Origin of the sequence: Bacillus sp. TH50 (genome assembly GCF_016650565.1) — a bacterium.
Taxonomy (GTDB): Bacteria; Bacillota; Bacilli; order Bacillales; family Bacillaceae_G; genus Bacillus_A; species Bacillus_A mycoides.
In genome coordinates, this window is record NZ_JAEKFM010000007.1 from 515,049 (window position 1) to 541,774 (window position 26,726).

Annotated in this window: 29 protein-coding genes and 3 pseudogenes; 21 read left to right on the top strand and 11 right to left on the bottom strand. The window is 35.7% G+C overall.

Annotation, left to right across the window (positions count from 1 at the left end; translation table 11 throughout):
* Window positions 1-325: 325 nt before the first annotated feature.
* The 3 genes from JFU23_RS19745 to JFU23_RS19755 are packed head-to-tail and all read right to left on the bottom strand — an operon-like array spanning window position 326 to window position 3,278.
* Window positions 326-1,477: an ABC transporter permease gene (locus JFU23_RS19745; RefSeq protein WP_445816286.1), complete on the bottom strand. Its 1,152-nt coding sequence runs from the start codon at window positions 1,475-1,477 to the stop codon at window positions 326-328.
* A 26-nt stretch (window positions 1,478-1,503) separates the two neighbouring features.
* Complete coding sequence (locus JFU23_RS19750; protein ID WP_002087431.1) at window positions 1,504-2,178, bottom strand: ABC transporter ATP-binding protein; 675 nt, start codon at window positions 2,176-2,178, stop codon at window positions 1,504-1,506.
* Window positions 2,175-3,278 carry an efflux RND transporter periplasmic adaptor subunit gene (locus JFU23_RS19755; RefSeq protein ID WP_201032519.1) on the bottom strand — a complete coding sequence of 368 codons (1,104 nt, stop codon included), beginning with the start codon at window positions 3,276-3,278 and terminating at the stop codon, window positions 2,175-2,177. Before JFU23_RS19755 ends, JFU23_RS19750 begins: the two co-directional genes overlap by 4 nt.
* Before the next feature lie 199 nt (window positions 3,279-3,477).
* Here JFU23_RS19755 and JFU23_RS19760 point away from each other — a divergent pair.
* A pseudogene (locus tag JFU23_RS19760) lies at window positions 3,478-4,128 on the top strand (YwaF family protein); the annotation flags it as partial.
* A pseudogene (locus tag JFU23_RS19765) lies at window positions 4,103-4,438 on the top strand (peptide ABC transporter permease); the annotation flags it as partial. The pseudogenes JFU23_RS19760 and JFU23_RS19765, both read left to right, overlap by 26 nt.
* A 43-nt stretch (window positions 4,439-4,481) precedes the next feature.
* Here JFU23_RS19765 and brnQ2 read toward each other — a convergent pair.
* From brnQ2 to JFU23_RS19785, 4 genes are all read right to left on the bottom strand, one after another.
* The gene (gene brnQ2 / locus JFU23_RS19770) at window positions 4,482-5,798 is read right to left on the bottom strand and encodes a branched-chain amino acid transport system II carrier protein BrnQ2 (protein ID WP_201032521.1); all 1,317 of its coding nucleotides are present in this window, start codon (window positions 5,796-5,798) and stop codon (window positions 4,482-4,484) included.
* Window positions 5,799-6,017: 219 nt separating this feature from the next.
* Window positions 6,018-6,587 carry a spore coat protein CotJC gene (cotJC, locus tag JFU23_RS19775; RefSeq protein WP_000265281.1) on the bottom strand — a complete coding sequence of 190 codons (570 nt, stop codon included), beginning with the start codon at window positions 6,585-6,587 and terminating at the stop codon, window positions 6,018-6,020.
* 61 nt (window positions 6,588-6,648) lie between these two features.
* Complete coding sequence (locus tag JFU23_RS19780) at window positions 6,649-6,912, bottom strand: spore coat protein CotJB (protein WP_085309348.1); 264 nt, start codon at window positions 6,910-6,912, stop codon at window positions 6,649-6,651.
* Window positions 6,913-6,920: 8 nt separating this feature from the next.
* Complete coding sequence (locus tag JFU23_RS19785) at window positions 6,921-7,136, bottom strand: spore coat associated protein CotJA (protein WP_085309350.1); 216 nt, start codon at window positions 7,134-7,136, stop codon at window positions 6,921-6,923.
* Between the two features lie 108 nt (window positions 7,137-7,244).
* Here JFU23_RS19785 and JFU23_RS19790 point away from each other — a divergent pair, with 108 nt between their 5' ends.
* The 5 genes from JFU23_RS19790 (at window position 7,245) to JFU23_RS19810 (ending at window position 9,638) form a co-directional block, all read left to right on the top strand.
* Window positions 7,245-7,655, top strand: a complete 411-nt coding sequence (locus JFU23_RS19790; RefSeq protein ID WP_201032522.1) for a VOC family protein — start codon at window positions 7,245-7,247, stop codon at window positions 7,653-7,655.
* A 240-nt stretch (window positions 7,656-7,895) separates the two neighbouring features.
* Window positions 7,896-8,177: a YkvA family protein gene (locus tag JFU23_RS19795; protein ID WP_002125440.1), complete on the top strand. Its 282-nt coding sequence runs from the start codon at window positions 7,896-7,898 to the stop codon at window positions 8,175-8,177.
* A gap of 11 nt (window positions 8,178-8,188) precedes the next feature.
* Window positions 8,189-8,794, top strand: a complete 606-nt coding sequence (locus JFU23_RS19800) for a DedA family protein (RefSeq protein ID WP_201032523.1) — start codon at window positions 8,189-8,191, stop codon at window positions 8,792-8,794.
* A gap of 110 nt (window positions 8,795-8,904) precedes the next feature.
* Window positions 8,905-9,273 carry a DUF3992 domain-containing protein gene (locus JFU23_RS19805; RefSeq protein ID WP_002087413.1) on the top strand — a complete coding sequence of 123 codons (369 nt, stop codon included), beginning with the start codon at window positions 8,905-8,907 and terminating at the stop codon, window positions 9,271-9,273.
* A gap of 20 nt (window positions 9,274-9,293) precedes the next feature.
* Complete coding sequence (locus tag JFU23_RS19810; protein WP_000525803.1) at window positions 9,294-9,638, top strand: DUF3992 domain-containing protein; 345 nt, start codon at window positions 9,294-9,296, stop codon at window positions 9,636-9,638.
* Between the two features lie 60 nt (window positions 9,639-9,698).
* Here the strand turns inward: JFU23_RS19810 and JFU23_RS19815 are convergent.
* A pseudogene (locus JFU23_RS19815) lies at window positions 9,699-10,123 on the bottom strand (S-Ena type endospore appendage).
* Between the two features lie 353 nt (window positions 10,124-10,476).
* On the opposite strand from JFU23_RS19815, the gene JFU23_RS19820 reads away from it, so the two are divergent.
* Both JFU23_RS19820 and JFU23_RS19825 read left to right on the top strand, forming a co-directional pair.
* Window positions 10,477-12,939: a LamG-like jellyroll fold domain-containing protein gene (locus tag JFU23_RS19820; protein WP_201032524.1), complete on the top strand. Its 2,463-nt coding sequence runs from the start codon at window positions 10,477-10,479 to the stop codon at window positions 12,937-12,939.
* Window positions 12,940-13,018: 79 nt separating this feature from the next.
* The gene (locus JFU23_RS19825; protein WP_085312937.1) at window positions 13,019-13,222 is read left to right on the top strand and encodes a hypothetical protein; all 204 of its coding nucleotides are present in this window, start codon (window positions 13,019-13,021) and stop codon (window positions 13,220-13,222) included.
* Between the two features lie 92 nt (window positions 13,223-13,314).
* On the opposite strand, the gene bcaP is transcribed toward JFU23_RS19825, so the two are convergent.
* A complete protein-coding gene (gene bcaP / locus JFU23_RS19830) occupies window positions 13,315-14,718 on the bottom strand; it encodes a branched-chain amino acid transporter BcaP (protein ID WP_085309358.1) in 1,404 nt (467 codons plus the stop codon).
* Between the two features lie 289 nt (window positions 14,719-15,007).
* Between bcaP and JFU23_RS19835 the strand changes: the two genes are divergently transcribed.
* The 10 genes from JFU23_RS19835 (at window position 15,008) to JFU23_RS19880 (ending at window position 23,550) form a co-directional block, all read left to right on the top strand.
* Window positions 15,008-16,135 carry a cation:proton antiporter gene (locus tag JFU23_RS19835; protein ID WP_078422166.1) on the top strand — a complete coding sequence of 376 codons (1,128 nt, stop codon included), beginning with the start codon at window positions 15,008-15,010 and terminating at the stop codon, window positions 16,133-16,135.
* A gap of 124 nt (window positions 16,136-16,259) precedes the next feature.
* On the top strand, window positions 16,260-16,589 hold the full coding sequence (locus JFU23_RS19840) for a hypothetical protein (protein ID WP_000704964.1): 330 nt from the start codon (window positions 16,260-16,262) through the stop codon (window positions 16,587-16,589).
* Between the two features lie 17 nt (window positions 16,590-16,606).
* Window positions 16,607-17,470, top strand: coding sequence for a MurR/RpiR family transcriptional regulator (locus tag JFU23_RS19845; protein ID WP_085309360.1), 864 nt, complete (start codon window positions 16,607-16,609; stop codon window positions 17,468-17,470).
* Window positions 17,471-17,625: 155 nt separating this feature from the next.
* On the top strand, window positions 17,626-18,510 hold the full coding sequence (gene murQ, locus JFU23_RS19850; protein ID WP_085309362.1) for an N-acetylmuramic acid 6-phosphate etherase: 885 nt from the start codon (window positions 17,626-17,628) through the stop codon (window positions 18,508-18,510).
* Window positions 18,511-18,545: 35 nt separating this feature from the next.
* The gene (locus JFU23_RS19855; RefSeq protein ID WP_201032525.1) at window positions 18,546-19,910 is read left to right on the top strand and encodes a PTS transporter subunit EIIC; all 1,365 of its coding nucleotides are present in this window, start codon (window positions 18,546-18,548) and stop codon (window positions 19,908-19,910) included.
* Window positions 19,911-19,960: 50 nt separating this feature from the next.
* Entirely contained in the window at window positions 19,961-21,034 is a 1,074-nt protein-coding gene (locus tag JFU23_RS19860; RefSeq protein WP_201032526.1) for a DUF871 domain-containing protein, read from the top strand.
* A 153-nt stretch (window positions 21,035-21,187) separates the two neighbouring features.
* Window positions 21,188-21,592: a DoxX family protein gene (locus tag JFU23_RS19865; protein ID WP_201032527.1), complete on the top strand. Its 405-nt coding sequence runs from the start codon at window positions 21,188-21,190 to the stop codon at window positions 21,590-21,592.
* A gap of 182 nt (window positions 21,593-21,774) precedes the next feature.
* Complete coding sequence (locus JFU23_RS19870) at window positions 21,775-22,575, top strand: MBL fold metallo-hydrolase (protein WP_201032528.1); 801 nt, start codon at window positions 21,775-21,777, stop codon at window positions 22,573-22,575.
* The gene (locus tag JFU23_RS19875; protein WP_201032529.1) at window positions 22,575-22,979 is read left to right on the top strand and encodes a nuclear transport factor 2 family protein; all 405 of its coding nucleotides are present in this window, start codon (window positions 22,575-22,577) and stop codon (window positions 22,977-22,979) included. The genes JFU23_RS19870 and JFU23_RS19875 overlap by 1 nt, the downstream gene beginning before the upstream one ends.
* 88 nt (window positions 22,980-23,067) lie before the next feature.
* Window positions 23,068-23,550 carry a PRK06770 family protein gene (locus JFU23_RS19880; RefSeq protein WP_201032530.1) on the top strand — a complete coding sequence of 161 codons (483 nt, stop codon included), beginning with the start codon at window positions 23,068-23,070 and terminating at the stop codon, window positions 23,548-23,550.
* A gap of 33 nt (window positions 23,551-23,583) precedes the next feature.
* Here the strand turns inward: JFU23_RS19880 and JFU23_RS19885 are convergent, their stop codons facing one another.
* On the bottom strand, window positions 23,584-24,495 hold the full coding sequence (locus JFU23_RS19885; protein ID WP_061689692.1) for a DMT family transporter: 912 nt from the start codon (window positions 24,493-24,495) through the stop codon (window positions 23,584-23,586).
* A 205-nt stretch (window positions 24,496-24,700) separates the two neighbouring features.
* On the opposite strand from JFU23_RS19885, the gene JFU23_RS19890 reads away from it, so the two are divergent.
* A complete protein-coding gene (locus JFU23_RS19890; RefSeq protein ID WP_063219320.1) occupies window positions 24,701-25,195 on the top strand; it encodes an Lrp/AsnC family transcriptional regulator in 495 nt (164 codons plus the stop codon).
* A gap of 137 nt (window positions 25,196-25,332) precedes the next feature.
* Window positions 25,333-25,788 carry an N-acetyltransferase gene (locus JFU23_RS19895; protein ID WP_002166324.1) on the top strand — a complete coding sequence of 152 codons (456 nt, stop codon included), beginning with the start codon at window positions 25,333-25,335 and terminating at the stop codon, window positions 25,786-25,788.
* A gap of 78 nt (window positions 25,789-25,866) precedes the next feature.
* Here JFU23_RS19895 and JFU23_RS19900 read toward each other — a convergent pair whose 3' ends face one another.
* Window positions 25,867-26,637 carry an SDR family NAD(P)-dependent oxidoreductase gene (locus JFU23_RS19900; RefSeq protein ID WP_201032531.1) on the bottom strand — a complete coding sequence of 257 codons (771 nt, stop codon included), beginning with the start codon at window positions 26,635-26,637 and terminating at the stop codon, window positions 25,867-25,869.
* Between the last annotated feature and the right edge of the window lie 89 nt (window positions 26,638-26,726).

Here is a 26,726-nt window from a genome sequence, read left to right on the forward strand (position 1 = left end):
TAGAAGAAACATGATTTAAAGGGATGATATCGTTATGAAGTGGTTCGCGAATTGCAGTAGAATTATCCCGCTATTTGTGGGCAGTAAAACCCCCACCTCAAAATTCGGCTGAAGCAAAGAAGTTAGGTGGGAGATTAACTGCCCGTAAAAGCCCGATTGGTGAAGGCTAATAATCAGTGGGGGATGAACAAAACCCCCACTGATTATAGTTTCACTTTATATAATAGAAGTTAGAGGTTCTTATTTTTGTCAAAACGTCGATGAAATTACATTTGCCTTCAACAAAATAAAAAACGTAGGAGTTTACACTCCTACGTTTTTTATTTTACTCATATCGTAAACATTCAATTGGATCAAGTTTAGCAGCTTTGTTAGCTGGAAGTAGACCGAATGCAATACCGATTAGCATTGAGATACCTACTGAAAGAAGTCCAAGTTCTTTTGAGATAACGAGTGGCCATCCGGCAAAGATTGAGACGATCCAAGCGAAGAAAATACCAAGCATGAATCCGATGAAACCACCGAGTCCTGTTAAAATACAAGATTCAATTAAGAATTGTGTTAATACTTTACCGCGCGTTGCACCAAGTGCTTTACGAATACCGATCTCACGTGTACGTTCTGTTACAGATACAAGCATGATGTTCATTACACCGATACCACCAACAAGTAAGGAGATAGCGGCAATGCCACCGAATACCATTTTCATCATACTGATGGATTCGTCTAATTGCTTCGTAAACTCACCCATATCTTGAGCTTCAAATTTATGCTCAAATTTAGGAGCTTTCATTTCGTTTAAAACAGAAGCAGCTTGTTTTTCTACACTTTTACGTTCTGCTGGCGAAGTTAATATTAATCTTACAGAGTCATACTCAGTTACTCCTGAGATTACAGGAGCGTTTTCAAGTGATGTATAACCTTCTGACATAGCCATTCCGAAATCATTTTTTGCTTCATACACACCGACTACTTTATATGGCTTTCCTTTTATGTCAGTATATAAATTTGATTCCCAACCATTAAACAATTTGTTGAAAGCTTCTTCATTTAAAATAACAGCAGGAATTGCTTGCCTTAATTCACTATCATTTAATTCACGACCGTGAACTAACTTTATTTTCGCATCTGTCATGAAGGCACCTGTTCCACCTTTTAAATCAAGAGAGACATCTTTTGAACCAGAAGATGCTTTTACTTTCATACTTACATCTGGATAAACATCTTTAACGCTTGGTACAGTTTGAAGACGTTTTAGCATATCAGGTGTGATTTTGGCACTATCAGTTCCATAATCAGGGTTGTTGTAGTAAATCGTTACTTCAGTATCTTTTCCTTGGCCTAACTCTTTTTTAAACTTTGCATTTGTACCATCACCCATTGAAATGATAGTAATAATGGCGCTAATACCGATAATAATACCTAGCATTGTTAAGATAGAACGCATTTTATGAGCAAAGATAGAGGAAAGGGCCATGCGTATATTTTCACTCGTGTTCAAAATTAACCTCTCCAATCTTGGACGATATTTCCGTCACGAATTACAATTTGACGTGCTGCCGCTTCCCCAATTTCACGATCGTGGGTAATCATAATGATTGTTGAGCCTTGTTTGTTTAATTCGTAAAAGAGATCCATAATTTGTGTACTTGTTTTCGTATCAAGTGCACCCGTCGGTTCATCTGCTAAGAGAAATTTCGGGTTATTTACGATTGCACGTGCGACTGCGACACGCTGCTTTTGTCCACCTGACAATTCATTTGGTAAGTGAGTAGCACGATCAGCTAAACTGACTTTTGTTAAAGCTGCTAATGAGCGCTCACGTCTTTCTTTTTTATCGACTCCAGCGTAAATAAGAGGTAGTTCTACATTTTGAAGTGCTGTAAGTCTCGGTAATAACATAAAGTTTTGGAATATGAATCCGATCTCTTTATTACGAACATGTGCAAGTTCTGTTTCAGACATGTTTGAAATGTTTTGACCAGCTAGTTCGTACGCACCTGTCGTTGGCTTATCTAAGCAACCGATAATGTTCATTAATGTTGATTTACCAGAACCAGATGGTCCCATAATAGAAGTGAATTCTCCTTGGTTTAGTGTTACATCAATTCCGTGTAATATTTGAACGGACTCTGCACCATTTTGGAAAGATTTCGTGATGCCTTTTAAGTTAATCATTGAGTGACAACCTCCATACCGTCTTTTAAGTCTTTTTCAGGTTTAGAGATAATTTCCTCTCCTTTTTTCACTCCAGAAACTTTTGCTTCGCTATCTGTCTCGAATTCAACAGTAACTGCTTGTTCTTTCGCTTTACCGTCTTTTACAACGAAGACAACATTTTTGTCACCTTTTTTCACAATGCTGCTTTTCGGAACAATCGTACCAGTTGCTTCGCCAGATTTACTTGTTACGTAAACATGGAAGCCGTTTTGTAATTCTTCACTATTATCTAATGTGACAGTGAATTGATAATTAGAAACAGTTTTATTTTCGTCCATGCTCTTTAATGGTGTAGAACCGATTTCTGTTACTTTTCCTGTCCAAGTCTTACCAGCGACAGTTTTTGATGAAACAGTTACTTCTTGCCCAACTTTCATACTAGCAAGTTCATATTCAGAAAGTTGACCTTTTACTTTAAATTGACCAGCGTGACGAAGTGTAATGCCGCTCATACCTGTTTTTTCATCAGCAGTTTTTACGATATCATCAATTACACCGTCGGCTGGACTCGTTACAGAAAGTGTGTTTACTTTCTCTTTTGCTGCTTTAATCATTTCATCAGCTTTTTCTACTTCAAACTTCTTCATTTCAAGTTGTGATTCTAATTGCCCAACTTCAATTTCCGATGCTTTTAATGCTTCCTGAGGAAGGCCTGCATTTTTATCTTTTTGTAATTTTTGTTTCGCTGCATCAATTTGTTTTTGGAACAATGTTACTTCTTTTTGTGCGATTTTCTTTTGCATTTCTGCTTCTGTTACACCTTGTTTAGCAGTAGGGTCATTATATTTAAATAGAAGCTGACCTTTTTTCACTTCATCACCTTTTTTAACAGCTAATTCATACGTACCTTTTGTTGGATCGAATGAAATTGATTCAATACCATTTGGAATAACTTCGCCGCCAAATTTTTGTGCATTTTCAATTTGTTTTTCCGTAATTTTATAACCGCTATATGCCATTGCTACTTCTGAACTTCCGCCAGCAAAAGCAAAATATGATCCAGCTGCAATTCCGATTGCTACTACACTAGTAATTAACACTTTATTTTTCTTCTTCATCTATTTATCACCTTTTCGTTCGTTTTAGTATCTACATTAAGTATAGAAGAGGTGAAGAATATGACAAATCGTTTTAGCTTACAATAACCTTACAGTTTTGTAAGGTATAAATATGTAAATGTAAGGTGGAGGTTGTCCTAGTTTAAGCAAATGAATTGACTCGTTGTTTCTTTCTAACAATAATATTGTATGAAGGAAGATGGAAGCTTATTTTAGTGCGCATCCATTAAAACCATTTATTCCGTACTCGAGGCAACATGTCATTATATTATTTATTATGTTGGTGGGGATATTTTTTCTGTATCAATACCAAGATTTATTGCGTCAAAGTGAGTGGAATATAACGGTTCGATATGCGATTGCATTTCTATTTATAGGAAGTGAGATTGGACTTCATATGTGGGAATGGAAAGCCGGTATTTTTGAGCTAGGCACTTCATTACCATTTGAGTTATGTACGATTAGTTTATTGTTAGCATCGATTATGATTGTAACGAAAAGCTATCGAATATATGAGATTGTGTTTTTTACAGGAATTATCGGTGCATCGCAAGCCATTTTAACGCCGAACGTGCAATACGCTTTTCCGCATTTTCGCTTTATAGAATTCTTCATTGCACATGTATTACTCATTTGGGCACCGCTCTTTATGACGTGGGTAGAAGGATATAGACCTACTTTGCAATCGATTAAGCGTACGATGATATTTTTAAACATAGTAATTCCAATCGTTTCATTTGTTAATTATAAAACGGGTGGCAATTATATGTTTTTAGCTCATAAGCCAGAAACTGCTTCATTACTCGATATGTTAGGGCCGCATCCTTACTATTTTACTGCACTTAGGGTTACTGGAAGTATTCTTTGGTGGAACAGTTAACTTTATGGGGCCGGTGGAAGAAGTGGAATCTTATACGCATGAATGGTCAGGTTTAATTGGAGTTTATTTTAGATCATTAACAGTTAATCCGTGGATTCCTCTCGTTCCAATTACATTTTTTGGACTTACTATCTTTTCAGGAAATATGATTGTAAAAAGTATAGAAGAGGCGATGATGAAAGTAAGGTTAGGCGGAGTGAGAAAGAAGACAGATGTAGAAAAGGAACAACCTGCTGTGCAGTCAAAAGAAGAGCTGTTTACGTTTAAGCATACGATTTGAAAATAAAGAAGAAGCAAGCATAATCAATGCTTGCTTCTTTTCTTTATTTTGTAGAAACTTCACCTTCAGCTTCTGTTTGCGGAATAAAGTATCCGACTATACCACCAATTATTGCTGGAACAATCCAGCCAATACCTAGTTCATAAAAAGGAATTGTGTGTACGATATTAGCGATAAAACTTGGTATCATTCCCACATTATCAAGTGCATGAATACAGCTAATAATGAATGCTGCAATCATTGCTCCGATATAGACAGAAGGTTTACGTTTCGTATATTTATCGATAAATGATACGAAAATTAAAATGATTGTAATTGGATATAAAATAATTAATACGGGTAATGTAATTTTGATTAATAAACTTAATCCTAAGTTTGAAATAACGAAGCTAAAGATACAAACGTATAGTACAAGCTTCTTATATGAAACATTTGTTAGTACTGTTGTGAAATAGTTGGCGAATGCACTTACAACACCGATTGCAGTCGTTAAACAAGCAAAGATAATTGCGATACTTAATAAAACATTACCGCTTGTCCCAAAGAATTGATACATAACAGTTGCTAATAGCTGACCGCCATTTTCGAATTGTCCTAAGTTTCCGTTTGAAGCGCCAATATAACCGAGTAAGAAATAAACAATTGTTAAGAAAAGGGCAGCAATGCTTCCGCAAATAATTGTATATTTTGCAATGGATTTCTTATCTTGTATACCGTTTTGACGAATTGCATTTACAACAATTGTTGATAATACGAGAGCTCCGATTGCATCTAATGTTAAAAAGCCTTCGAGAAATCCTTTGAAAAATGGAATTTCTTTATAGTCACCGATAGGTTCTGCGAATGATCCTGGTGAAAGAATTGCTTTTGTTGCCATAATTGCAATAATTCCAAGTAAAATTGGCGTTAATATTTTTCCGATATGATCTACTAATTTGGATGGATTTAATGATAAAAAGTAGACGACTGTAAAGAAAATAGCACTAAAGACTAACATAGAATACCATTGGTCCGGGAAGAGTGGTGCGATTCCAATTTCGTAAGACACAGTTCCAGTTCGTGGAATAACAAATAGTGGGCCGATTGAAAGATAAATAATGATAGCGAATACTGCTGCGAATTTTGGGTGAACACGGCTCGCTAAAGTATTAAAACTACCACCAGCAAGGGCAACAGCGACGATAGCTAGTAAAGATAAACCGACATCTGTAATAATAAATCCTGTAATGGAAACCCACATATTTTCTCCGGAAGAAAGACCGAGAAGAGGCGGGAAAATCATATTACCAGCACCGAAGAAAACTGCGAATAGTAATAAACTAATCGAAAGTATTTGCGCTGGTTTTAAAGTTGTACGCATATAAAGAAAAGCCTCCTAATGAGCGTTTTTTTGTCGAAAATTCAAATAATTTGTCGATTAACTGTTATTATTTTAAAGGTCTGATGACTAGAAAGCAAGAGGGAATTTTAAAAATATTTTAAAATAATGCGTAAAATTGAATAAATATACTATTTATATGTTAATTAGGAAGGATTTAACTTTAAATATAAAAAAACACATATCGTTACGATATGTGTGTTAAAAGAAAATCTTTTTATCACGTTCTTCTTTTAAAATTTCTACAGCCTCTCGGAAACGTTGAGAATGGACAATTTCTCGTTCGCGTAAAAAGCGTAAGCTATCATTTATATCGGGATCGTCTGATAAATCAATTAGCCATTGATAAGTCGCTCGTGCTTTTTCTTCAGCTGCAATATCCTCGTATAAATCTGCGATAGGATCTCCTTTCGCTTGAATGTAAGTGGCAGTAAAAGGAACACCACCTGCATTATGGTAAAACAAGGCGCTATCATGATTCGCATAATGCGCGTCTAATCCGGCAGCTTTCATTTGTTCAGGTGTTGCATCTTTTGTTAATTTATAAATCATTGTAGCAATCATTTCTAAATGTGCGAACTCTTCTGTACCAATATCGGTTAGTAAGCCAACGACTTTATCAGGAATTGTATAACGTTGATTTAAGTAGCGAAGAGCAGCAGCCAGTTCGCCGTCCGCACCACCGTACTGTTCAACTAATAATTTGGCGAGTGCTGGATTACAAGTACTCACTTTAACTGGATATTGTAATTTTTTTTCATAAATCCACATAGTTTCTCTCCTTTATCCCGCTATTTGCTGCCCGTAAACTCCACTTGATTAAAGTTTCATTTTATATTTGCCATGGCCACGGTCCTTGGCTCCATTGCCATGGAGCGTTAGAATAACTATTTCCGAACTGCTGAAGTGGCCCGTATTTTTCTTCAATTTTTTGTTTTAATACTCTTCGTTTATAAGAAAAATCGTTGAATTGATTTATAGCTGTAGTATCGTCGGGATGCGTATCTAAATAGAGAGTAAGTTCAACTAATACAAAGTCTAATTCTTGCAGTTCTTCAATCCATTTGTAATATTCATCAGGTAATGTTTGTGTCACGTTTTTATTCACCGTCCTTTTTTGTAAGGATTTTCATAATAATCATAAAAAGCAGGCCATAAAGTCCCTTTTCTTAAAGCTTCTTTTGGTGTGAATTGGGGTAAATTAGTTGGTTGAAAACCCATATATAAGTGCGGGGGAGTTGAGTAATATTTTTTTTCAATTGGGGGACAAGGATCATTTGGACCGTGATAAGGTATGTAAGATTTCATGAATTTATCCATGTTACACGCCTCCTTTATAAATGAAATATTCATCACTATGTATTGTATTCGTACATAATTGCAAATTATGACTCATATAGAAAACTAAAAGGGGCAGGGGGAGTGTGGATGGAAAGTGTTACAACATGTATTGTCTTAGAATCCAAAAACTTAAAGGAAACATTATATTTTTATGAAGGAATTCTAGGGTTTAAACCGAGCAAGGAGAGGCCACAAATACGTGTAACAGGTGTGTGGTATGATATCGGTTCAACGAGAATTTGTTTTGTTGTAAACAGGGGACTGGGAGAGCATAGAGAGACTGTTATATCATCAGTGAAGGAACTATTGTTAAAAGCTACAAATATCGAGCGTTTAAAGAAAAAGTTAGCGTTTTATCAAATATCATTTGTAGAAAAGCGCCACGGTGAAGAAGTTAGAATAATATTTCATGATCCAGATGGTTATACACTCCAATTTATTTCAATAGAGAACATGGAAGAGAGTCTTTTACAATGTAATAATCTGAATGGTGAATGAAAAAAATATTGACAAGCTTAGTTAAATATTTTAATGTGATTGTATAAAACTGTGTATATAAAGGGGAGTAACTTATTACAGTAAAGTCGTCATTACAGGGAGAAACCCTCGGCTTTATTGGCAACGTTTCGTTGTTAGTGAGACCTTTACCAGCAATGGTAAAGGCCCCTTCTTGTCTTTTTTAGGACCCTTACCATATTTGGTAGGGTCCTTTTTGTATACAAAGAGAGGAGCTAGAAAATGAAAAAACTTTTTAGTAGATTAAGAGTTGTATTTCATGTCCGCCGTTTTGTTCCATTCCTATTTGACTTTTTTACTTCAAAAGAGGTTTCAATAAAGAAGAAAATTTTATCTATTGCTTTTTTAGTTGGTTATGTAGCGATGCCGCTCGATTTAATTCCAGACTTCCTACCGTTCATTGGTATTTTAGATGATATTGGAATTGTGTTATTTATTTTGAATCGAATTGTAAAGATGGCGCCAGTTCAATTACAAGAAAAGCATAACGTAAACGTAGGATAGGAGTTGAAAATATGGAGCAAATTATTTTAGATATAATCGAGTTTTTAAAGCAGTTTTCTTATTTTGGAGTTGTGTTAGCATTAACGTTTGAATTTATTCCAGCAGAAGTAGTTTTGCCCATGGTTGGGTATTGGGTATATGAGGGAGATATGAATTTTTGGCTAGCTGTATTAGCTGGAACGCTTGGCGGAACGACAGGACCTTTAACGTTATATGCGCTCGGGTATTACGGTGGTCGTCCTCTATTAATAAAATACGGGAAATACTTCTTCATTAAAGAAGAACAAATTCAAAAAGCAGATGATTTCTTTGGAAAATATGGACCGGTTGTAGCATTTTTAGGACGCTTCATCCCGGGAGTTCGAACGCTTATTTCCGTTCCATGTGGTATGGCGAAAATGAACATATGGAAATTTAGCATATATACATTTGTAGCAATGTTCCCATTAACGACTTTGTATATTTATTTTGGAATGAAATTAGGTCCGCATTGGGAAAAAGCAGCGGGTGTTGTTGGACAATATATGCTACCGATATTAGCCGTCGTTCTTATTATTGTAGGTGGTATTTTAATCTATAAATTTATGAAAAAACGAAACAAATCGGAATCTATCTAGTCATTGGTAATGGAATTTGCATATTTTTTGAAAATAGATGAATAGTACAGGCAAAAGACTCTGAGGGACATACACATATAGGGAATATAAAAGAGAGAGGGGAAACAACTATGTCTTGTGAGTGCTCAGGGTCAGCATTAACTTGCTGTCCAGATAAAAATTATGTGCAAGATAAAGTGTGTAGTCCGTGGTCTGCTACTGTAGTTGCAACAGCAATTGATAATGTTCTTTATACAAATAATATTAACCAAAATGTAGTTGGTACTGGTTTTGTTAAATATGATGTTGGTCCAGGTCCAATTACTGTAGAAGCGCTTGATTCTGCTGGGGCTACAATTGATACACAAACATTAAACCCAGGAACGAGTATCGCTTTTACGTATCGCCGCTTTGCTAGTATACAAGTTGTGTTACCTGCAACACCTGGTGGAACGTATCAGGGAGAATTTTGTATTACAACACGTTATCCACTTTCATAGTAGAATTGGAGAGGATCGAAATGGGAATGAGAAGTTCCGGTTTGTCTTGTTGTTCTAATAAAACACTTGTGCAAGATCAAGTATGTACAGACTGGTCTATTACAGGTGCTGGTACTCAAATTGTATATACGAATAATATTACACAAGAAGTATATGGTTCAGGTTATGTGAAATATGATGTAGGCGCGAATCCCATTACAGTTGATTTTTTAGTCGGTGCTACAGTAGTTGATACAATTACTGTACAACCACAAAGTAGTGGTACTTTCACTGTACGATATTTTACTACTGTCCGAATTACTACGACAGGAACAACTGTTAATCAAGGCGAGTTTTGTATTACAGTACGTTATCCAATTTCATAAAAAAAGCATACCGTAAATGGTATGCTTTTTTTAAATTGAGGAAGTAATAAAATTGGTATTCTATAAGCAACATGTAAATTGGCAACAGTACTTGCCTTCTAAATATAGTGAAGGATTATTTTGTATATTAATAATACTGACGGATTTTAAATCTTTACCTGTGTAAGATATTGTATTGCCAGGAAACACAGTGAAAATATTGGTTACTGCTCCAACGATTTGAATTGTAATTGCTTCAGTGCTGCTAGTACTATTGTAAACCGAGACAGTACCTGATATAAGTAGTATCCCATCACTTTGCCACAGTATCATTGATGGTGACGCATCTTTGGTAGAGGGAATAGTGTTATTAGTTATGAGGAAGTTTCCTGCAAATTCATTTGTTACTCGTTCGCAACTTGGATTTGGAGGAGGGGGGATGGACAAGGGGCTGGGCAAATGATAGATAAAGGAGCAAAACAGCCAATATTTTTTTTGTTCTTCAATACAACCCCTCCTTTTTAAGCTGTCTTTTACTACTATTAAATGTAGAAGCATGGCCGATGTGTTAAGAAAAGAAGAAAATTTTTAAAATTAAGATTGTCTAATAGGCTTAGAACTTAACTTGTCATTTGTTTTATAGAAAAGATTATATGTGAATAGGCGTGGGAAAAGAATAATCAGACTCTTTTAGACAAAATGTGGTTGTTTACAATAGTACAAGTAGTGTTGAAGTTAATGAACAATTCACTGTATATTTACAAAAAACTAATAAAATTAATTTGTCATTTAAACGGAGTTAATATGTTTTCGTTACAATAACCCTTGTAATTAATCAATTATTATGAGGAGGATTTACGTGGACAGAACTGTTTTACGAAAAGTAAAAGGCCTTATTGGAGTATTAATGGTTTTTGTATTAGCATTTGTATCATTTCCGTGGAGTACATCAGTCAAAGCGGAAGAGAAAAAGCAAGAAAAGGCACCAAGTGAGAAGAAAATTGTTTTCCCAGTTGTAAGTGATGTGCATATTAAAGATAATAAAACGGATGATATGTTCCGCTGGAAACGAGCGATTGAGCAATTGAATTCAATCGCACCAAAGCAAGATGCTTTTGTTATTGTAGGTGATTTTACTGATTCTGGGTCACTGCAGCAATATGATCGTTTCATGCAAGTGTATAATGACAATGCAAATAAAGATGCGGTACGAATGAATTCTCTAGGTAATCATGATTATTGGAACGGTTTATCTGTAGAGGGAGCGCAGAAGCGTTTTTTAGAAAAGACAGGAATGGAATCAATTTATTATCATAAAGTGGTAAAAGGCTATCATTTCCTTGTTATGTCTCCAGAGAATGGAGCGACACATGGGTATTATTCGGACAAGCAAATTAATTGGTTAAAAGAAGAAATGGCAAAGGCACAAAAAGATGATCCGGAAAAACCGATTTTTGTGTTTTTACATCAACATATTAAAGATACAGTGTACGGTAGCCAAGAATGGGGAACGCAAGATAGTGCAAAAATTAATGCGGTATTAACAGAATATCCACAAGTAATTACGTTCTCAGGTCATTCGCATTATCCATTAGATGATCCAAGATCGATTCATCAAAAAGACTTTACATCTGTTGGTACATCTTCTGTAAGTTATATGGAAGTTGAAGGTGGTAAAGTGCAAGGGAATATCCCTTCAGAATCTCGTGCATTAAGCCAAGGCTTATTAGTAGAGGTAGATGATAAGGAAGTAACAATTAATCGCCGTGATTTCCATACGAATTCTTGGACAGGCGAGCCATGGAAAATTCAGTTGCCATCAAAGAAAGAAACATTTACGCATGTAGAAGATCGTGATAAAGAAAAGCCATCTTTTGTAAAAGATGCGAAATTGTCAGTATCAAATGTAACGGAAAATGCAGCAACAGTAACATTCCCGCAAGCGGTGGATAACCTTCTTGTTCATTCTTATCGTGTACAAGCGAAGGATAAGCAAACAGGTGAGATTAAAAATAAGTTATTAGCATTCTCAGAGTTTTATCGTGATCCAGTTCCAAAAGAACTTACATTTACACTTGCAGGATTAGATGGCGGGAAATCATATACACTTGAAGTAGTTGCGATTGATTCGTTTGGCAACGAAAGCGCGCAGCCGTTAACAACAGAAATTACTACGAAAAAAGATAATATTGATCCGAACGTAAAAGTGCCAAAGGCAGACGTTTTTGATGTGAATTTCTTAGATGGTACATTTAAGGATAACTCACCGTTTGGAACAAAAGGTGATGTGAAAGGGAATGTATCTGTTGAATATGATAAAGCGTTGAAAACAAATGTAATGAAATTAAATGGAAAAGCAAATACATTTGGTTATCTTCCATTTTCAGCAGCACAAAAAGAAAAAGTAGCAAATTCATTTACGTTAGAAACTGTATTTTCAATGAATGAAATTCGCGGACAAGGTATTTTGCAAAATACAGAGAGTGGTGGAATTGGTTTTGAGTCTACAGGAAGTGGTTATGTAGAATTATGGGCTCATATTGGCGGAAGCTATAAACGTGTTGGAGTTCAATTAGAAGCAAACAAAACGTATCATTTAACAGGAACGTATAATGGAAGTGAAGTAGCAATTTATGTAGATGGTAAAAAAGTAAATAGTCAGCCAGCTAGTGGGAAAGTGTATCATCCGAACGTGCCATTTGCACTTGGTGCAGATCCAGATAGCAACGGAAATGGCGGTATTCCGTTAAATGGACAAATTGCGTTAGCAAAATTATATAGTAAAGCATTAAGTTCTTCAGAAGTAGTAGCAGCGTATAACGAGTTTTCAAATCGTACAAAATTAGAGCAAGTAAATACGTTATATGAAGAGATTGGAAAAGTGAAAGAAGTATTGGCAGGTACTTATGAATTTGGTGAAAAACCAGGTCAGTATTCCCAAGCAGCTTTTAACGAATTACAAAGAAGTTATGACAATGCAAAGAAAGTGTTTGAGAATATAGCAAGTACAGGAGAACAAATTGTTCAAACGTATAATGAATTAAAAACAGCAAACCAAACATTTTTACAATCAAAGGTAGCAGAAGAACAGCCGAAAACACCGAAAGAAAAATTACAAATCAATATTGAATTAGCCAAAGCTTTAGTGAAGAAAGCCCAATCTGCAAACGTAACGGAGGGTTCAGTGAAATCATTGAGTCGAAAAATTACAGTTGCAGAAGCTGTATTAAAAGATGTGAAAGTAAAAGATGCACAGGTAGAAAAGATGAATCGTACGATAGAGCATGCGATTTCACTTGTTGAGAAAAGCATGAACAAATAAGGTAGAAGAAAAGAAGCTTATCATGATAGGCTTCTTTTTTGTTATACTAAAAATAGCATGGAAAAAAGGAGCGAATAATTTGGAACAGAAAAAGATAAAAAGAATTCTTGAATATGTATGGATCGCGGTTGTGCTCCTTGTAGGATATTATTTCTTAAAAGAGAAAAGTATATGGGTTCTATTTTTAATGACATTTTTATTAGCGGGATTAGGAACGCTATTTATTAACTTTTTCTTTGATAGTGTAAACGTGTGGAGAAAGAAAAAGAAAGAGGCGAAGTAAGGGAGAAGAAGTATACAAAAGTTGATCGGTATATTTTTCATTTTACAATCGTTAATGAAAATAGCTCGCCGTTTCATCGGCGAGCTATTTTGTTATGCTTTTTTCGTCTCATCACCTGTTTTTTCAGTAGCTAAATGACTATGTTTTCTAGAGTAGAAGAAGTAGACGCATAAACCGACTATAAGCCAGACTGCAAAGCTGATCCATGTTGTTTTGGACAAATTAATCATTAAATATAAACAACAAATAATAGCGACAACCGGTAGTGCAGGTACGAGTGGTGTACGAAAGCCACGTTTTAAATCAGGATGCGTTTTCCGTAAAATAAGTACAGCAAAGCAAACGAATGTGAAGGCTGTTAACGTACCGATGTTTACTAAATTCGCTAGTAAATGTAGGTCTAGAAGTCCTGCTAATAAAGCTGCAAATACCCCAGTAATCCATGTGTTTAGTAAAGGGATTTTTACTTTTTTATTTACGCGTGATAACGCTTTTGGGAGTAAGCCGTCTCGGCTCATTGCATAAGAAACACGAACTTGTCCATACATAACGACTAAAAGAACGGTTGTCATTCCTGTCATCGCACCTACTGCAAGTAGCCCCGCAATAGTATCTTCGCCAACGAAATGTAGTGCAAATGCAACTGGATCAGAAACATCTAATTGCGTATAAGGAACCATACCTGTTAAAACGAAAGATACGATCATGTATAAAACTGTACAAATAAGAAGGGAACCGATAATGCCAATTGGTAAATCACGCTGCGGTTTTTTCGTTTCTTCTGCTGCAGTTGCAATTGCATCAAAACCTAAAAAGGCGAAGAAGACAGTCGCAGCTCCGGTAATAATACCGTCGTACCCGAATGGAATGAACGGTGTCCAATTTTCAGGCTTTACATATTTTGCGCCTGCTACGATAAAGGCGATAATAACTGCTAATTTGATAAGGACCATAATATTATTAATGCGTGCGCTTTCGCGAATACCAAAACTTAAAAGCCCAGTAATGAGAAGTAAAATACAAACAGCAGGTAAATCGATGAGACCACCCTTTCCTACGCCAGGTGCCGAGGCGATTATGGCGGGAAGATGTATGTTAAAGCCTTGTAGTAAAGATTGTAAATAACCAGACCAACCAACAGCTACTGCTGCCACGGCAAGTAAATATTCGAGCATTAAACACCAACCAACAATGAAGGCGACGATCTCTCCGACTGTCATGTATGCGTAAGTATACACACTTCCTGAGACAGGAATAGAAGAAGCGAATTCGGCATAGCAAAAGGCTACACAAGCACAAGTGAATGCAGCAATAAGAAATGATAGCATAATACCAGGACCGGAATGTTTTGCTGCGACAATACCTGTTAATACAAAGATGCCTGTCCCAATTACGGCGCCGATTCCTAAAAACATTAAATCGAGTGCCGTTAATGTTCTATCTAGCTGCCTTGGTGATTCAGTACTAAGCGCTTTTTTACGTAATAATGACTTCATTTTGGACTCTCCTCCTTTAGTTTTCATTTCCATAACTGCGAATATAGTACGAGCCCATTGGAAAAGAGTATGTAAGTGAATGAAAATACAGTTATGGTATGTAGTTTTTTAAAATTTCTGGGTTAATCTTATTATAATTCAGAATATTTTGTCAAATGAAATTTTAACAAATAAAAAGCCGGTTGTAAGGAGAAACTATGTGCAGAAATAGATGCAGGTTAACAATCAGTAGAGATGAAGAATAATCCACTGATTAAAGTTTTACTTTATTATAGTAGGAGAAGATGTTATGTTATTTTATTTTGAACTTGTCGTCATTTTACTTTGTACGAAATTAGCTGGTGATATTAGCGTTAGACTTGGCCAGCCTTCTGTACTCGGTAAATTAATCGTTGGTATTATTATCGGTCCGGCTTTGCTAGGTATTATTAATAGTTCAGAACTTATTGATGAGCTTAGCGAAATTGGTGTTTTGCTACTTATGTTTATGGCAGGACTCGAAACTGATTTAGAAGAGTTAAATCGTAATTTAAAATCTGCATTCGCAGTAGCGATGGGAGGAATTATTTTCCCATTCCTTGGTGGGTATTTAGCAGGACTTGCGTTTGGAATGTTACAGTCGCATGCGATCTTTTTAGGGTTATTACTTTGTGCCACTTCGGTTAGTATTTCTGTTCAAACACTAAGAGATTTAGGGAAAATGAATACGAGAGAAAGTACGACGATTTTAGGTGCAGCTGTATTTGATGATGTAATTGTCGTTATTTTATTAGCATTTGTGATGAGTTTTTTAGGTACACAAGATGTAAATGTAACGCTAGTCATTGCAAAGAAAATTATCTTTTTTGTAAGTATTGTTTTCATCTCTTGGAAAGTTGTTCCATGGATTATGAAAATGCTCGTACCACTTCGCGTAACAGAAGCATTAATTAGTGCAGCTCTTATTATTTGTTTCTCTTTTTCGTATTACAGTGAAATGATGGGGATTGCAGGTATTATTGGAGCATTCGCAGCTGGAATTGCCATTTCTCAAACAGAGTATAAGCATGAAGTGGAACATAAAATTGAACCAATTGCTTATGCAATATTTGTTCCAGTGTTCTTCGTAAGTATTGGAATGGAAATTACATTTCAAGGTATCGGAAGCCAGCTTTGGTTCATTATCATTATGACGCTCATCGCAATTTTCACAAAGTTAATTGGATCAGGTTTAGGAGCAAGACTAACAGGATTTAACTTACAATCTTCTATTAGTATTGGTGCGGGGATGGTGTCGCGCGGGGAAGTAGCGCTTATTATCGCAGCAAATGGACTTACGGCAAATTTATTAGCGAAAGAAAATTTCACAGCGATTGTCATTGTTGTTATATTGACGACGATTATTACGCCGCCGCTTTTGAAGAAGTATTTTGTATAGAGAGGAAGGGCTTATCTGATGTAGGTAAGCTCTTTTTTTATTGCAAAATGAAGTGGTCATGTAGCATGAATGGATTGTAATTATGATAAAATCTATGTATGTGATATGACAAGGAGAGGGAAGTGTGAAGATTACAAAGGGGAAAGTTATAGGTGTAATCATACTTATTGCACTATGTATACCATTTACTGCATGGAAAGAGTCGAAAGTGAAAAATTTTCCAGTTTCTATTTTTTCTTCCTATGTAGAAGACGAAAACCCGAAAGACTATAAGTACACTGCTTTTGTACCTGACTTTGCAATTTGGATACATGGATGGGAAAAACAGCGATCTGAAGGTGAAATAACGTCATATAAAAAAGGGGATCGAACTGTAATTGTTCACCATCCACCTGGCAATGATGGTTTTTATCTATATGATACAAATGATATTAGAGAATATACGCAACCGTAAGAAGTGGAGGTTAAATAGTGAAAGCTTCAACATTACTATTTAAAATTGAAAGTAATATGGATCAATTTTCACCAGCCGAAAAGAAGGTTGCCATGTACATAATGGAGAATGCAGAAATTGTTCCGAACTTAACGACGAAAGAAGTGTCAACGAATGCAGGCGCAAGTGAGGCAAGTGTTGTTCGCTTTTGTAAGTCGATTGGGATTGGGAGCTTTAAATCATTTAAAATCGCGCTCGTTCGTGAATTAACGATTGCTGATTATAATATTAATGATTTTTCAGTGATGAATACGGAAGATGGACCGTACGATTTGTTTAATAAAGTTACATATGTGAATAAAGCTGCAATTGAGGCGAGCGTTACTGCGATAGATAAAAAGGAACTTGAGAAAGCTGCAGATCGTATTGTAAATGCGGATAAAATTATATTTTACGGAGTAGGCGGATCGGCTACTCCGGCGATGGACGGGGCTTATAAATTTACAAGGCTCGGATTTACAGCGATGATGCTATCTGATTTTCATATGATGTTGCCACTCGTCACGAATTTAAAAGAGGGAGATATATTTGTGGCGATTTCAACTTCTGGGCGGACGAAAGATGTGCTCGAAATGGCGCAATATGCGAAGAAGCGAGGGGCTACAGTTATTGCGATTACGAAGCTAGACCAATCATCTCCGTTATATAAAGCGGCAGACATTCGCCTTTGTATGCCAGATGTAGAGCAAGATCATCGTATTGCAAGTATTGCTTCCAGAATGACACAACTGAATATGATTGATGCTTTATATGTGATTACTTTCAATCGAATTGGCAATAAAGTGCTGGATCAATTTATGGAGACGCGAGAAGAAGCAGTGCGGTTACGGAAGTTAAAATAGAAGAAAAGATGAGGGGACTCATCTTTTTTATTATCTTTGACATAAATATGTCATGTTGTGAAATTTTATTTCATAAAATAAGAAAGTAATATTGATTTTTAATTTCTTGAAGTTATAATAAAAGTGTGAAATATAATTTCAAAGAGGGTGGCAATATGTTAGAAAATTTATCGACAGAACACCGTAATGAGAAAACGACGAATCTAGATGAGATGAGTATAAAAGAAGTGTTACAAAGTATGAATGAAGAAGATCGAACTGTTGCGTTAGCAGTTGAAAAAGAGATAGAACAAATTGAAAAGGTCGTACAGACTGTTATTAAATCTTTTGAAGCAGAGGGCCGATTAATTTATATTGGGGCTGGTACGAGTGGTCGTTTAGGTATTTTAGACGCAGTGGAATGCCCGCCGACATTTGGCACAGACGATAAAATGGTGCAAGGATTTATAGCAGGTGGATTGAAAGCGTTTACTAAGGCGGTGGAAGGTGCCGAAGATCGCGAAGAGTTAGCAGAAGAAGATTTGAAAAGTATTGGATTAAACGAGAAAGATACAGTGATTGGTATTGCCGCAAGTGGTAGAACCCCTTACGTAATTGGCGGATTGAAATACGCACATAGTGTGGGAGCTAGTACGGCGAGTATTTCTTGTAATAAAAATGCTGAAATAAGTAAGTATGCAAAACTCAATGTAGAAGTGGAGACAGGCGCAGAAATATTAACAGGCTCAACACGTTTGAAGGCTGGTACAGCGCAAAAATTAGTGCTTAATATGATTTCAACAGCGTCAATGATTGGTGTAGGAAAAGTATATAAAAACTTAATGGTAGATGTTCAATCTACGAATGAAAAGTTAGTAGAACGATCAAAACGAATTATTGTAGAAGCAACAGGAGTTAGTTATGAAGTAGCGGCAGATTATTACGAAAAAGCAAATCGTAACGTGAAAGTTGCTATCGTTATGGCATTACTACAGTGTGAGTACGGGGAAGCAAAAGAAAAACTAAAAGAAGCGAAAGGCTTTGTGAAGAAGGCTTTATAAAGTGAAACGATAAGAATAGGGAGGGGGATTCTATTATGAAGAAAGAAGAGAGAATGGCCAAAGAAATTTCGGAGCAACTTGGGGGAGTAAAAAATATTCGTGGCATTGCTCATTGTATGACGAGACTGAGGTTAACGCTTCATGATGAAAGTAAAGTGAATATGGATTTTTTGAAAAAGGTTGAAGGCGTTATGGGCGTCATTGAAGATGAAACACTTCAAGTTGTTGTTGGTCCAGGAACGGTAAATAAAGTAGCAGCCGAAATGGAAGTTTTAACAGGATTACGAATTGGTGAGGTTGCAGATCATCATCTTGAAGATATTGGTCAAGAGATTAAATCAGAGATGAAGAAGAAAAATAATACACCAGTGAAGAACTTTTTACGAAAAATAGGTAACATTTTTATTCCGTTAATACCTGGTCTTGTTGCATCAGGAATTATAAACGGAGTTGCTAACTTCGCAAAAAACGCAGGTGCTGATCCGAATGCAACATGGCTACAAATGTTACTACTTATTGGCGGCGGTATCTTTACATTTTTAGGGATTTTAGTCGGTTGGAATACAGCGAAAGAATTTGGCGGGACACCAGTTCTTGGAGCGATTGCGGGTATTTTAATTTTTAATCCAGCGATGGCAAATGTGAAATTATTTGGTGAAGCAATGGTACCCGGGCGGGGCGGATTGTTTGCAGTTATTTTTGCAGCATGGCTTATGGTAGTAGTTGAGAGAAGAGTACGAAAAGCAGTGCCGAATGCAGTTGATATTATTGTAACATCGCTTATTACTGTATTAGCTGTAAGTATAGTAACGATGTTAGCGATTCAGCCAGCAGCGGGATTTTTATCTGATGGTATTACGAGCGGTATTAACGCAATTTTAAATGTTGGCGGAGCATTTGCTGGAGCAGTGCTAGCCGGAACGTTTTTACCACTCGTTATGGTCGGATTACATCACGGTTTAACACCGATTCATATGGAATTTATTAATCAAACGCACGTAACGCCTTTATTACCAGTACTCGCAATGGCTGGCGCTGGGCAAGTAGGAGCAGCAATTGCGATTTATGTGAAAACAAAAAATAAACGCCTTCGTAATGTGATTAAAGGTGGATTACCAGTAGGATTTTTAGGAATTGGCGAACCGCTATTATACGGGGTTACATTGCCACTTGGGAAACCGTTTATTACTGCTTGTTTAGGAGCGGCTGTCGGTGGTGCATTCCAAGCTGTTATGAAAACGGCTTCACTCGGAATAGGTGTATCAGGATTATCATTAATTCCGTTAATTGCTGATAATAAATATTTATTATATTTCCTTGGATTAGTAGTTGCATATATTTTCGGATTCATCTTTACGTACTTCTTCGGCTTTAAAGAAGAAATGGCAGAAAACATATAGAGAAAGGGATTCCTTTCTCTTTTTTTATATTAATAGAAGGAGAGATTTATATGATAGGAGTTTCAATTTATCTTTCAAAAGAGCGAGTAGAGAAACAAGAAGCATGGTTAAAACTAGCGAAAGAAAACGGATTTTCATCTGTTTTTACATCTCTTCACATTCCAGAAGATGATCCGAATAGGTATAAGGAGTTAATTCAAATACTTGGGAAACAAGCTCTCGAAAATGAAATGGAATTAATGGTTGATGTCTCTCCAAAATCGTTAAACCATTTAGGGATGACGTATGAAAATGTGGAAGAGTTATTAGACTTTGGCATTACTGGTTTACGAATGGATTACGGTATTACGCCAAAAGAAATCGCACGTGTATCTCATAAGATGAAGGTAGCTTTAAATGCGAGTACGATTACAGAATCATTTTGGAAAGAGTTACTTGCGGAAAATATACGAGTAGATCGTATAGAAGCGTGGCATAATTTTTATCCACGTCCAGAAACAGGACTAGCAAAGTCGTTTTTGCAAAAACAAAATAAATATTTACATGAGTGCGGAATAAAAACGATGGCGTTTATTCCGGGAGATGGTGAAAAACGCGGTCCGTTATATGAGGGTTTACCAACTTTAGAAAAGCACCGCTATATGCGGCCACTTGAAGCGTATTTAGAACTTGTTCAAGAGTGTGACATTGATAAAGTGTTAATTGGAGACATAAGTGGGAGCCTAGAAAGTGTACAAGAAATCTCGAGTGCGAGTGGTGGGATTATTCCGGTGCGGTATCAATCGTTTATAAATGATAGCGACACAGTGCAACTGATAGAACGAGTGCATACGAACAGGCTTGATCCGGCTCGTGACGTAACTCGCTCTGTAGAATCAAGAGAAGAAAATAAAGTTGCATTACAACCGATGAATACAATTTCAAGAAAACGAGGCAGTATTACAATTGATAATGAATTGTACGGTAGATATGCTGGTGAAATGCAAATAGTTATAAATGATTTACCTGAAGATAGGAAAGTGAATGTTGTTGGAATGGTTGTGGAAGAGGACGTGCCGTTATTGCCCTATATTGGTGCTGGAAAAAAGTTTCAACTTTTTCTGTGCGATAGAGTAAAAGCTTGAATTAGCGCTATTTTATAAAAGACATTATTCGTAAAACGGATAATGTTTTTTGTTTTCTTTAAAAAAAGTATTTGACGAATGAAAAGAAATACCGTATTGTTTTGTCTTGTGAATAAATGTTCACCATAACAAAACAAAAAAGGAGAGTTCAGAATGAATCAATATATTGGGAATTTAATTATTCGTATCGTATTAGGAGTTACTTTTTTTGCACACGGTTTAGCAAAGTTTCAATCAGGTATAGATAACGTAGCAGGATGGTTTACAAGCATCGGTTTACCAGGTGGTCTTGCATACGGCGTAGCAACAGTTGAATTAGTTGGTGGTATATTATTGATTATCGGTTTAGGCGTGAGGTATGTAGGATTGTTATTCGCTCTTATTTTGGCTGGAGCTATCGTAAAGGTAAATGGAGCAGCAGGCTTATTAGGAGATGGAAAGAATCCGGGATATGAATTAGATCTTGCATTATTATCAATGGGTGCGTATTTATTCGTTGTAAAAACAGAAGGATATGTAGATCGTTTCTTAAAAGAGAAAGTAATGAAAACGAAGTAAATTTCATTTTTTAAGTGTTGACTTGACGACTTGGTGTAACTATAATGATTACATCAAGTCGATTAGTAATAAAATGATTCATATATTTTTTTATTCTAGTTGTAACTAAATTAGTTACAACTAGAATAAAGCTTAAAGAATAAAGGAATATAAAAGAGTAAATAAAAAGTGGAGGAAATAACATGTCAAAATTACATTTAGAGGTTTTTACAGGATCTGAGCAAGCATTTCAAGTTACATCCACAATTGTATACGGAGAAAAAGATGCAATTCTTATCGATGCACAATTTTTATTAAGTGATGCGCACCGTTTAGCAGCTCAAATTATTGAAACAGGAAAGAATTTAACTCATATTTATGTGACTCATTTCCATCCAGATCACTATTTTGGATTAAATGTATTACATGAAGCATTTCCAGAAGCGAAGATTGTTGCATTACGGAATACTGTTGAAGATATTCGTAACACATTTGAGAAGAAAGTGGAACAGTGGAAACCATCTATTGGGCATAATGTTCCTCATCAACCAATTGTTCCAGAGGAATTAACAGAAGAGAAATTGATTTTAGAGGGAAATGATTTAATCATTAAAGGTGGTTTGCAAGGTGATACACCGAATAATAGTTATGTATGGATTCCATCATTAAAAGCCGTTGTTACAGGCGATATCGTTTATAACAATACTTTCGTATGGACGTTAGAAACAGATGCTGAAGCTCGTCATAAATGGTTAGAAACATTAAGTGAACTTGAAAATCTTCATCCTGAAATTGTTGTAGCGGGTCATCGTGATTATGACGTACCAAATACAGCAGACGCGATTAAACATACTCGTAAATATTTAGTTGCATTTGATGAAGTTCTTGCAGGAAATCCTTCAAGTGAAGAAATTCAAACGGCAATAAAGGAACGATTCCCGCGCGTTAAAGCGTTAGAAATTGGACTTATTTTAGCGGCAAACGCTTTTGGGGCGAAAAAATAATGAAGCAAAAAACAAATTTAGAAATTATTCAAAGCACGTATGAAGGATCAGCTTCTTCGAATGCAAAACATTTAGCAGAAGCATTTTCTGAAAAAGTGGAATGGACAGAGGCAGAAGGTTTTCCGTACGGCGGAACGTATATAGGTACAGAAGCTATAATGGAAAATGTATTTAGTCGTTTAGGATCAGAATGGGATGATTATAAAGCGAGTGTAAATACGTACCATGAAGTAAACGGAAAAGATGTAATTATTGCTGAAGGTGTTTATTCAGGAGTTTATAAAGAGACGGGAAAATCATTTGAGGCGGAATTTGTTCATGTATGGCAACTTAAAAATGGAAAAATCGTGAAATTTAAGCAATATGTGGACAGTTACATTGTACGAGAAGCGATGAAGGCTTAAAATAAAATAAGGAAACAAATGGAATCGACTATGTGCAGGCGATTCCATTTGTTTATGTAATTATTAGGGGGAATGGGGAGTACATAATATGAAAAAATGGATAATAGGGACAATTACAATGATTGTAATTGCGGTAGGAGCTGTATTCGGTGTTACTAAACTTCTTAATTATATAGAGGAGGAGGAGAAGAGCCTTAAAGTACAAAAAGTAATGGATCAACAAGGGAAGAAAGCAAAGGAAGAGAAGCCACAATTTAGTGAGGATGAAATTATTTCTACAATGCATAGGATGGTACATCAAAAAGTGAAATCATCTGATAAATGGGGATTTATCGAAATGACAAATAAGGAAATTCGTAGTGCGAAGAACGCAGTAGAAGGCAGTACAAATTTTAAATATAAAGCAAAGCTACTTTCTACTTTGGAGCGTTGGGAGAAAGGAGACTTTTCACAAACGGTTGAGGATCATAACTTTTTGTGGGAAATTCAAGGTGGTGATACCGGAAAGGCAACAGAACGTTTATCGCCAGAAGAAGAAAAACAGTATGTGAAAGAAATGAAAGGTAAATAAAAACATCGCCACTCTGGTGGCGATGCTTTTTCATTAAGAATGCTTTCGTACTAAAGCTCTAGTCGTCTGAGGAGAAACAGTTTTAAAATGAGAGAATAAATAGCACCCTGTAACGACGATAATTGTCCCGAAAATTTGAATCCATGTTAGTTCTTCTCCAAGGAAAATAAATGCTAAAATAGCTGTGAAAATTGGATTGAAATTTAGAAAAATCCCCGATGTAGTAGCGCCTAATTTCTGTACACCAATATTCCAAAACACCATACAAAGTACCGTTGAAATGAGTCCTGTATATAAAAGTGATGTAATGAAAGAAGAATTAATATTGGAAACAGTGAAGCTTCCTATGTTAAATGGCAGTAATAAAATAACGCCGAAAATACCAGAATATAATGTTGCCATGAGTGGTGTAGTTGTTTTTGTAGCCCATTTACTACAAACAGAATAGATTCCCCAAATACAAACAGCCGCAATCATCCATAAATCTCCGCTATTAAAATGTAGTGAAAATAAAAGAGCGAAATTTCCTTTTAAAAGGACGAGCATAACCCCGAAAAATGAAAGAATCATAGAAAGAATTTGAAGTGTATTTACTTTTTCTTTTAGAAATAGCACAGAAAATAATGCAATCGAAATAGCGTTCAATGTAGAAATAAGACCTACATTCGTTGCGGATGTTTTTTCTAATGCTAAAAATTGAAAAATGTTAAAAAGAGCGACGCCTGTAATTCCCATAATTACTAATGGGATTATAGCAGCACGCGGTGGAATAATTTTCTTCTCTTTAAACCATACGAGTGGTAATAAACAAACAATCGCAATCATCCATCTTAAACTTGTCAGTGTCATCGGAGACGCATGATCGACAAGTGATTTCCCAACGACAAAATTTCCTCCCCATAATAAGCTTGTTAATAATAGTAAAAAGACGTAAAAATAAGGCATGCTAAAAACCCCTTTGTTGAAATAAGAATGAACTGTAAATAATTTTAGCATTTTTCTTTATTATCTAATATATTCTTTTGTATAATGGTAAAAACTCAATAAAATGTTTCGTTAGAAATCTTATTTACAGAAAAACATTCAGTTTTATATAAGTTATGAGATGTTTCTTCGAATAATCGTCGGTAAGAAAAAAGGGGGAATTTTGATGGAGTCATCTGTTATTAAAGTGCTTGATGATTTGGATGTGAAAATTTTAGATATATTGCAGAAAGAATCACAAGTAAGTAATGCAGAGCTGGCACGCCGTGTTAATTTATCTCCAGCTGCTATGCATGCACGAATAAAAAGGTTAGATGGGGAAGGATTCATTGATAAGCAAGTAGCAATTTTAAATCAAGAAAAGCTTGGATTTGATTTATTATGTTTCATTTTTATGAGCACGAATATTCATCAGTATGAAAAGCTTGAAGTGTTAGAACGAGAATTAGAATCTATGCCTGAAGTGTTAGAATGTCACTGTTTAACAGGAGAGTATGATTATTTATTAAAAGTTGCGAATCGTGATCGTAAGGAACTGGAGCATTTTATTAGAAAGCTGAATAAGCTTGGTATTACACGTATACAGACGAGTTTAGCACTTCGTGAAATTAAATATTCAACGGTATTGCCGATACGAAATGAGGAACCGAGCATCGATTAAGTTGCTTGGTTTTTGTTTATGTAAAATTCAGAGAAGTGATTGACGGAGAGAAAAGAGAGATGTATTATTATATGAAATTATGAATTAAAATTCATACAATGTTATAAATATTAACACTGGGGGCAAGGGGATATAATATGAAAATCTTTAATGCGGTTACAAGTGATGTGAAAGAAATTTATAATCTCATTGAAATGTATGCAAAAGAAGGAGTTGTTTTGCCGCGTTCTCTTTTGTCACTCTATCAATATTTACAATGTTTATACGTTATGAAAGAAGGAGAGGAAGTCGTTGGAGTTGCTGGTTTACATGTGTTAGGAGAGGACCTTGCAGAAGTACGATCGTTAGTAGTTTCGCATACATATGCAGGAAAAGGGATAGGGCGTATGCTCGTGAGTCATGTGATGGAGGAAGCGACGAAAATAAATGTAAAAAGGGTGATTTCTTTAACGTATGAAACAGTATTTTTTCAAAAGTGTGGATTTGATTTTGTAAATAAAGAATTGCTGCCAGAGAAAGTATGGGTTGATTGTAGACATTGTCCAAAAGTCAATTATTGTGATGAGGTGGCGATGATACGGTATGTTGGGTGAAATTTTTAGAGAGAAAAAAGGCCCACTATTATTTAAGAAATAGTGGGTATCTATATTTTAATCAGAAATGAGATGTTGTTAAGAATTTGAATTCGTTTGTCTTACTGCAAAATTAAAAATGGGATTTTTAAGCTCATAGTTATAAGTAGAACCATCGACAAGCCCTACAACTTTATCGCTATCATAAAGGTCGAGCATAAATTGTGCCATTTGTTTTGCAGTGTGGAATTTCGGTACAACATTATCGTATTGGAATTCATCAATATCAAATGAACGTTTTGCGAATTCTGTTTCAGTTGCAGCAGGAGCTAAAACTTTTGCTTGTAGTTTTGCACCTTGTTCTTTCAGTTCGTGAGATAGTCCTTCTGTAAATGCACTTACATAAAATTTCGTAGCGCAATACGTAACAGCATCAGCAACAATCGTGTATCCACCGCCTGATGAAACGTTAATAAGCTGTGTTCCTGCGGTCATTGAATAATTTCGAACGAAAAGGGAAGATAGTATTGTTAGTGCTTCTATATTTACATGCAACATCGTTTCTATCTTGTTTAAATTTTGTTCAGCAATTGAGGCGAAATTACCAAAACCTGCGTTGTTAATCCACGTTTCAATTTGAAAACTTTGTAGACTTTCATAAAATTTATAAACTTCTTCAGTGACTGATAAATCAGTTCTTCGAATGACAACATCCAATTCTGGATGCATTTCGTTAATTTTCAATTTTAATTCTTCTAATTCGGCTTGTCTTCGAGCAACAAGTATTAAGTTTTTTCCGCGAGATGCAAAGGCTAAAGCGGATTCATAGCCAATTCCTGAACTAGCACCAGTAATAACAGTATATTTCATATAAAAGCCTCCTAAATTCAAATTAATTTATCATGGTTAGATTGTATTTGTTAGAGTATACTCTAAGTCAAATGTTTTTTATAATTTGG

Excerpts from the sequence above, each read along its gene's own strand:
- murQ (WP_085309362.1), top strand. The coding sequence starts at position 17,626 with ATGTTAGAAAATTTATCGACAGAACACCGTAATGAGAAAACGACGAAT.
- brnQ2 (WP_201032521.1), bottom strand. The coding sequence starts at position 5,798 with ATGCGTACAACTTTAAAACCAGCGCAAATACTTTCGATTAGTTTATTA.
- JFU23_RS19870 (WP_201032528.1), top strand. The coding sequence starts at position 21,775 with ATGTCAAAATTACATTTAGAGGTTTTTACAGGATCTGAGCAAGCATTT.
- JFU23_RS19835 (WP_078422166.1), top strand. The coding sequence starts at position 15,008 with ATGTTATTTTATTTTGAACTTGTCGTCATTTTACTTTGTACGAAATTA.
- JFU23_RS19880 (WP_201032530.1), top strand. The coding sequence starts at position 23,068 with ATGAAAAAATGGATAATAGGGACAATTACAATGATTGTAATTGCGGTA.
- JFU23_RS19785 (WP_085309350.1), bottom strand. The coding sequence starts at position 7,136 with ATGGATAAATTCATGAAATCTTACATACCTTATCACGGTCCAAATGAT.
- JFU23_RS19800 (WP_201032523.1), top strand. The coding sequence starts at position 8,189 with ATGGAGCAAATTATTTTAGATATAATCGAGTTTTTAAAGCAGTTTTCT.
- JFU23_RS19810 (WP_000525803.1), top strand. The coding sequence starts at position 9,294 with ATGGGAATGAGAAGTTCCGGTTTGTCTTGTTGTTCTAATAAAACACTT.
- JFU23_RS19875 (WP_201032529.1), top strand. The coding sequence starts at position 22,575 with ATGAAGCAAAAAACAAATTTAGAAATTATTCAAAGCACGTATGAAGGA.
- bcaP (WP_085309358.1), bottom strand. The coding sequence starts at position 14,718 with ATGAAGTCATTATTACGTAAAAAAGCGCTTAGTACTGAATCACCAAGG.
- JFU23_RS19855 (WP_201032525.1), top strand. The coding sequence starts at position 18,546 with ATGAAGAAAGAAGAGAGAATGGCCAAAGAAATTTCGGAGCAACTTGGG.
- cotJC (WP_000265281.1), bottom strand. The coding sequence starts at position 6,587 with ATGTGGATTTATGAAAAAAAATTACAATATCCAGTTAAAGTGAGTACT.
- JFU23_RS19900 (WP_201032531.1), bottom strand. The coding sequence starts at position 26,637 with ATGAAATATACTGTTATTACTGGTGCTAGTTCAGGAATTGGCTATGAA.
- JFU23_RS19790 (WP_201032522.1), top strand. The coding sequence starts at position 7,245 with ATGGAAAGTGTTACAACATGTATTGTCTTAGAATCCAAAAACTTAAAG.
- JFU23_RS19860 (WP_201032526.1), top strand. The coding sequence starts at position 19,961 with ATGATAGGAGTTTCAATTTATCTTTCAAAAGAGCGAGTAGAGAAACAA.
- JFU23_RS19755 (WP_201032519.1), bottom strand. The coding sequence starts at position 3,278 with ATGAAGAAGAAAAATAAAGTGTTAATTACTAGTGTAGTAGCAATCGGA.
- JFU23_RS19890 (WP_063219320.1), top strand. The coding sequence starts at position 24,701 with ATGGAGTCATCTGTTATTAAAGTGCTTGATGATTTGGATGTGAAAATT.
- JFU23_RS19895 (WP_002166324.1), top strand. The coding sequence starts at position 25,333 with ATGAAAATCTTTAATGCGGTTACAAGTGATGTGAAAGAAATTTATAAT.
- JFU23_RS19865 (WP_201032527.1), top strand. The coding sequence starts at position 21,188 with ATGAATCAATATATTGGGAATTTAATTATTCGTATCGTATTAGGAGTT.
- JFU23_RS19745 (WP_445816286.1), bottom strand. The coding sequence starts at position 1,477 with ATGGCCCTTTCCTCTATCTTTGCTCATAAAATGCGTTCTATCTTAACA.
- JFU23_RS19795 (WP_002125440.1), top strand. The coding sequence starts at position 7,896 with ATGAAAAAACTTTTTAGTAGATTAAGAGTTGTATTTCATGTCCGCCGT.
- JFU23_RS19885 (WP_061689692.1), bottom strand. The coding sequence starts at position 24,495 with ATGCCTTATTTTTACGTCTTTTTACTATTATTAACAAGCTTATTATGG.
- JFU23_RS19805 (WP_002087413.1), top strand. The coding sequence starts at position 8,905 with ATGTCTTGTGAGTGCTCAGGGTCAGCATTAACTTGCTGTCCAGATAAA.
- JFU23_RS19750 (WP_002087431.1), bottom strand. The coding sequence starts at position 2,178 with ATGATTAACTTAAAAGGCATCACGAAATCTTTCCAAAATGGTGCAGAG.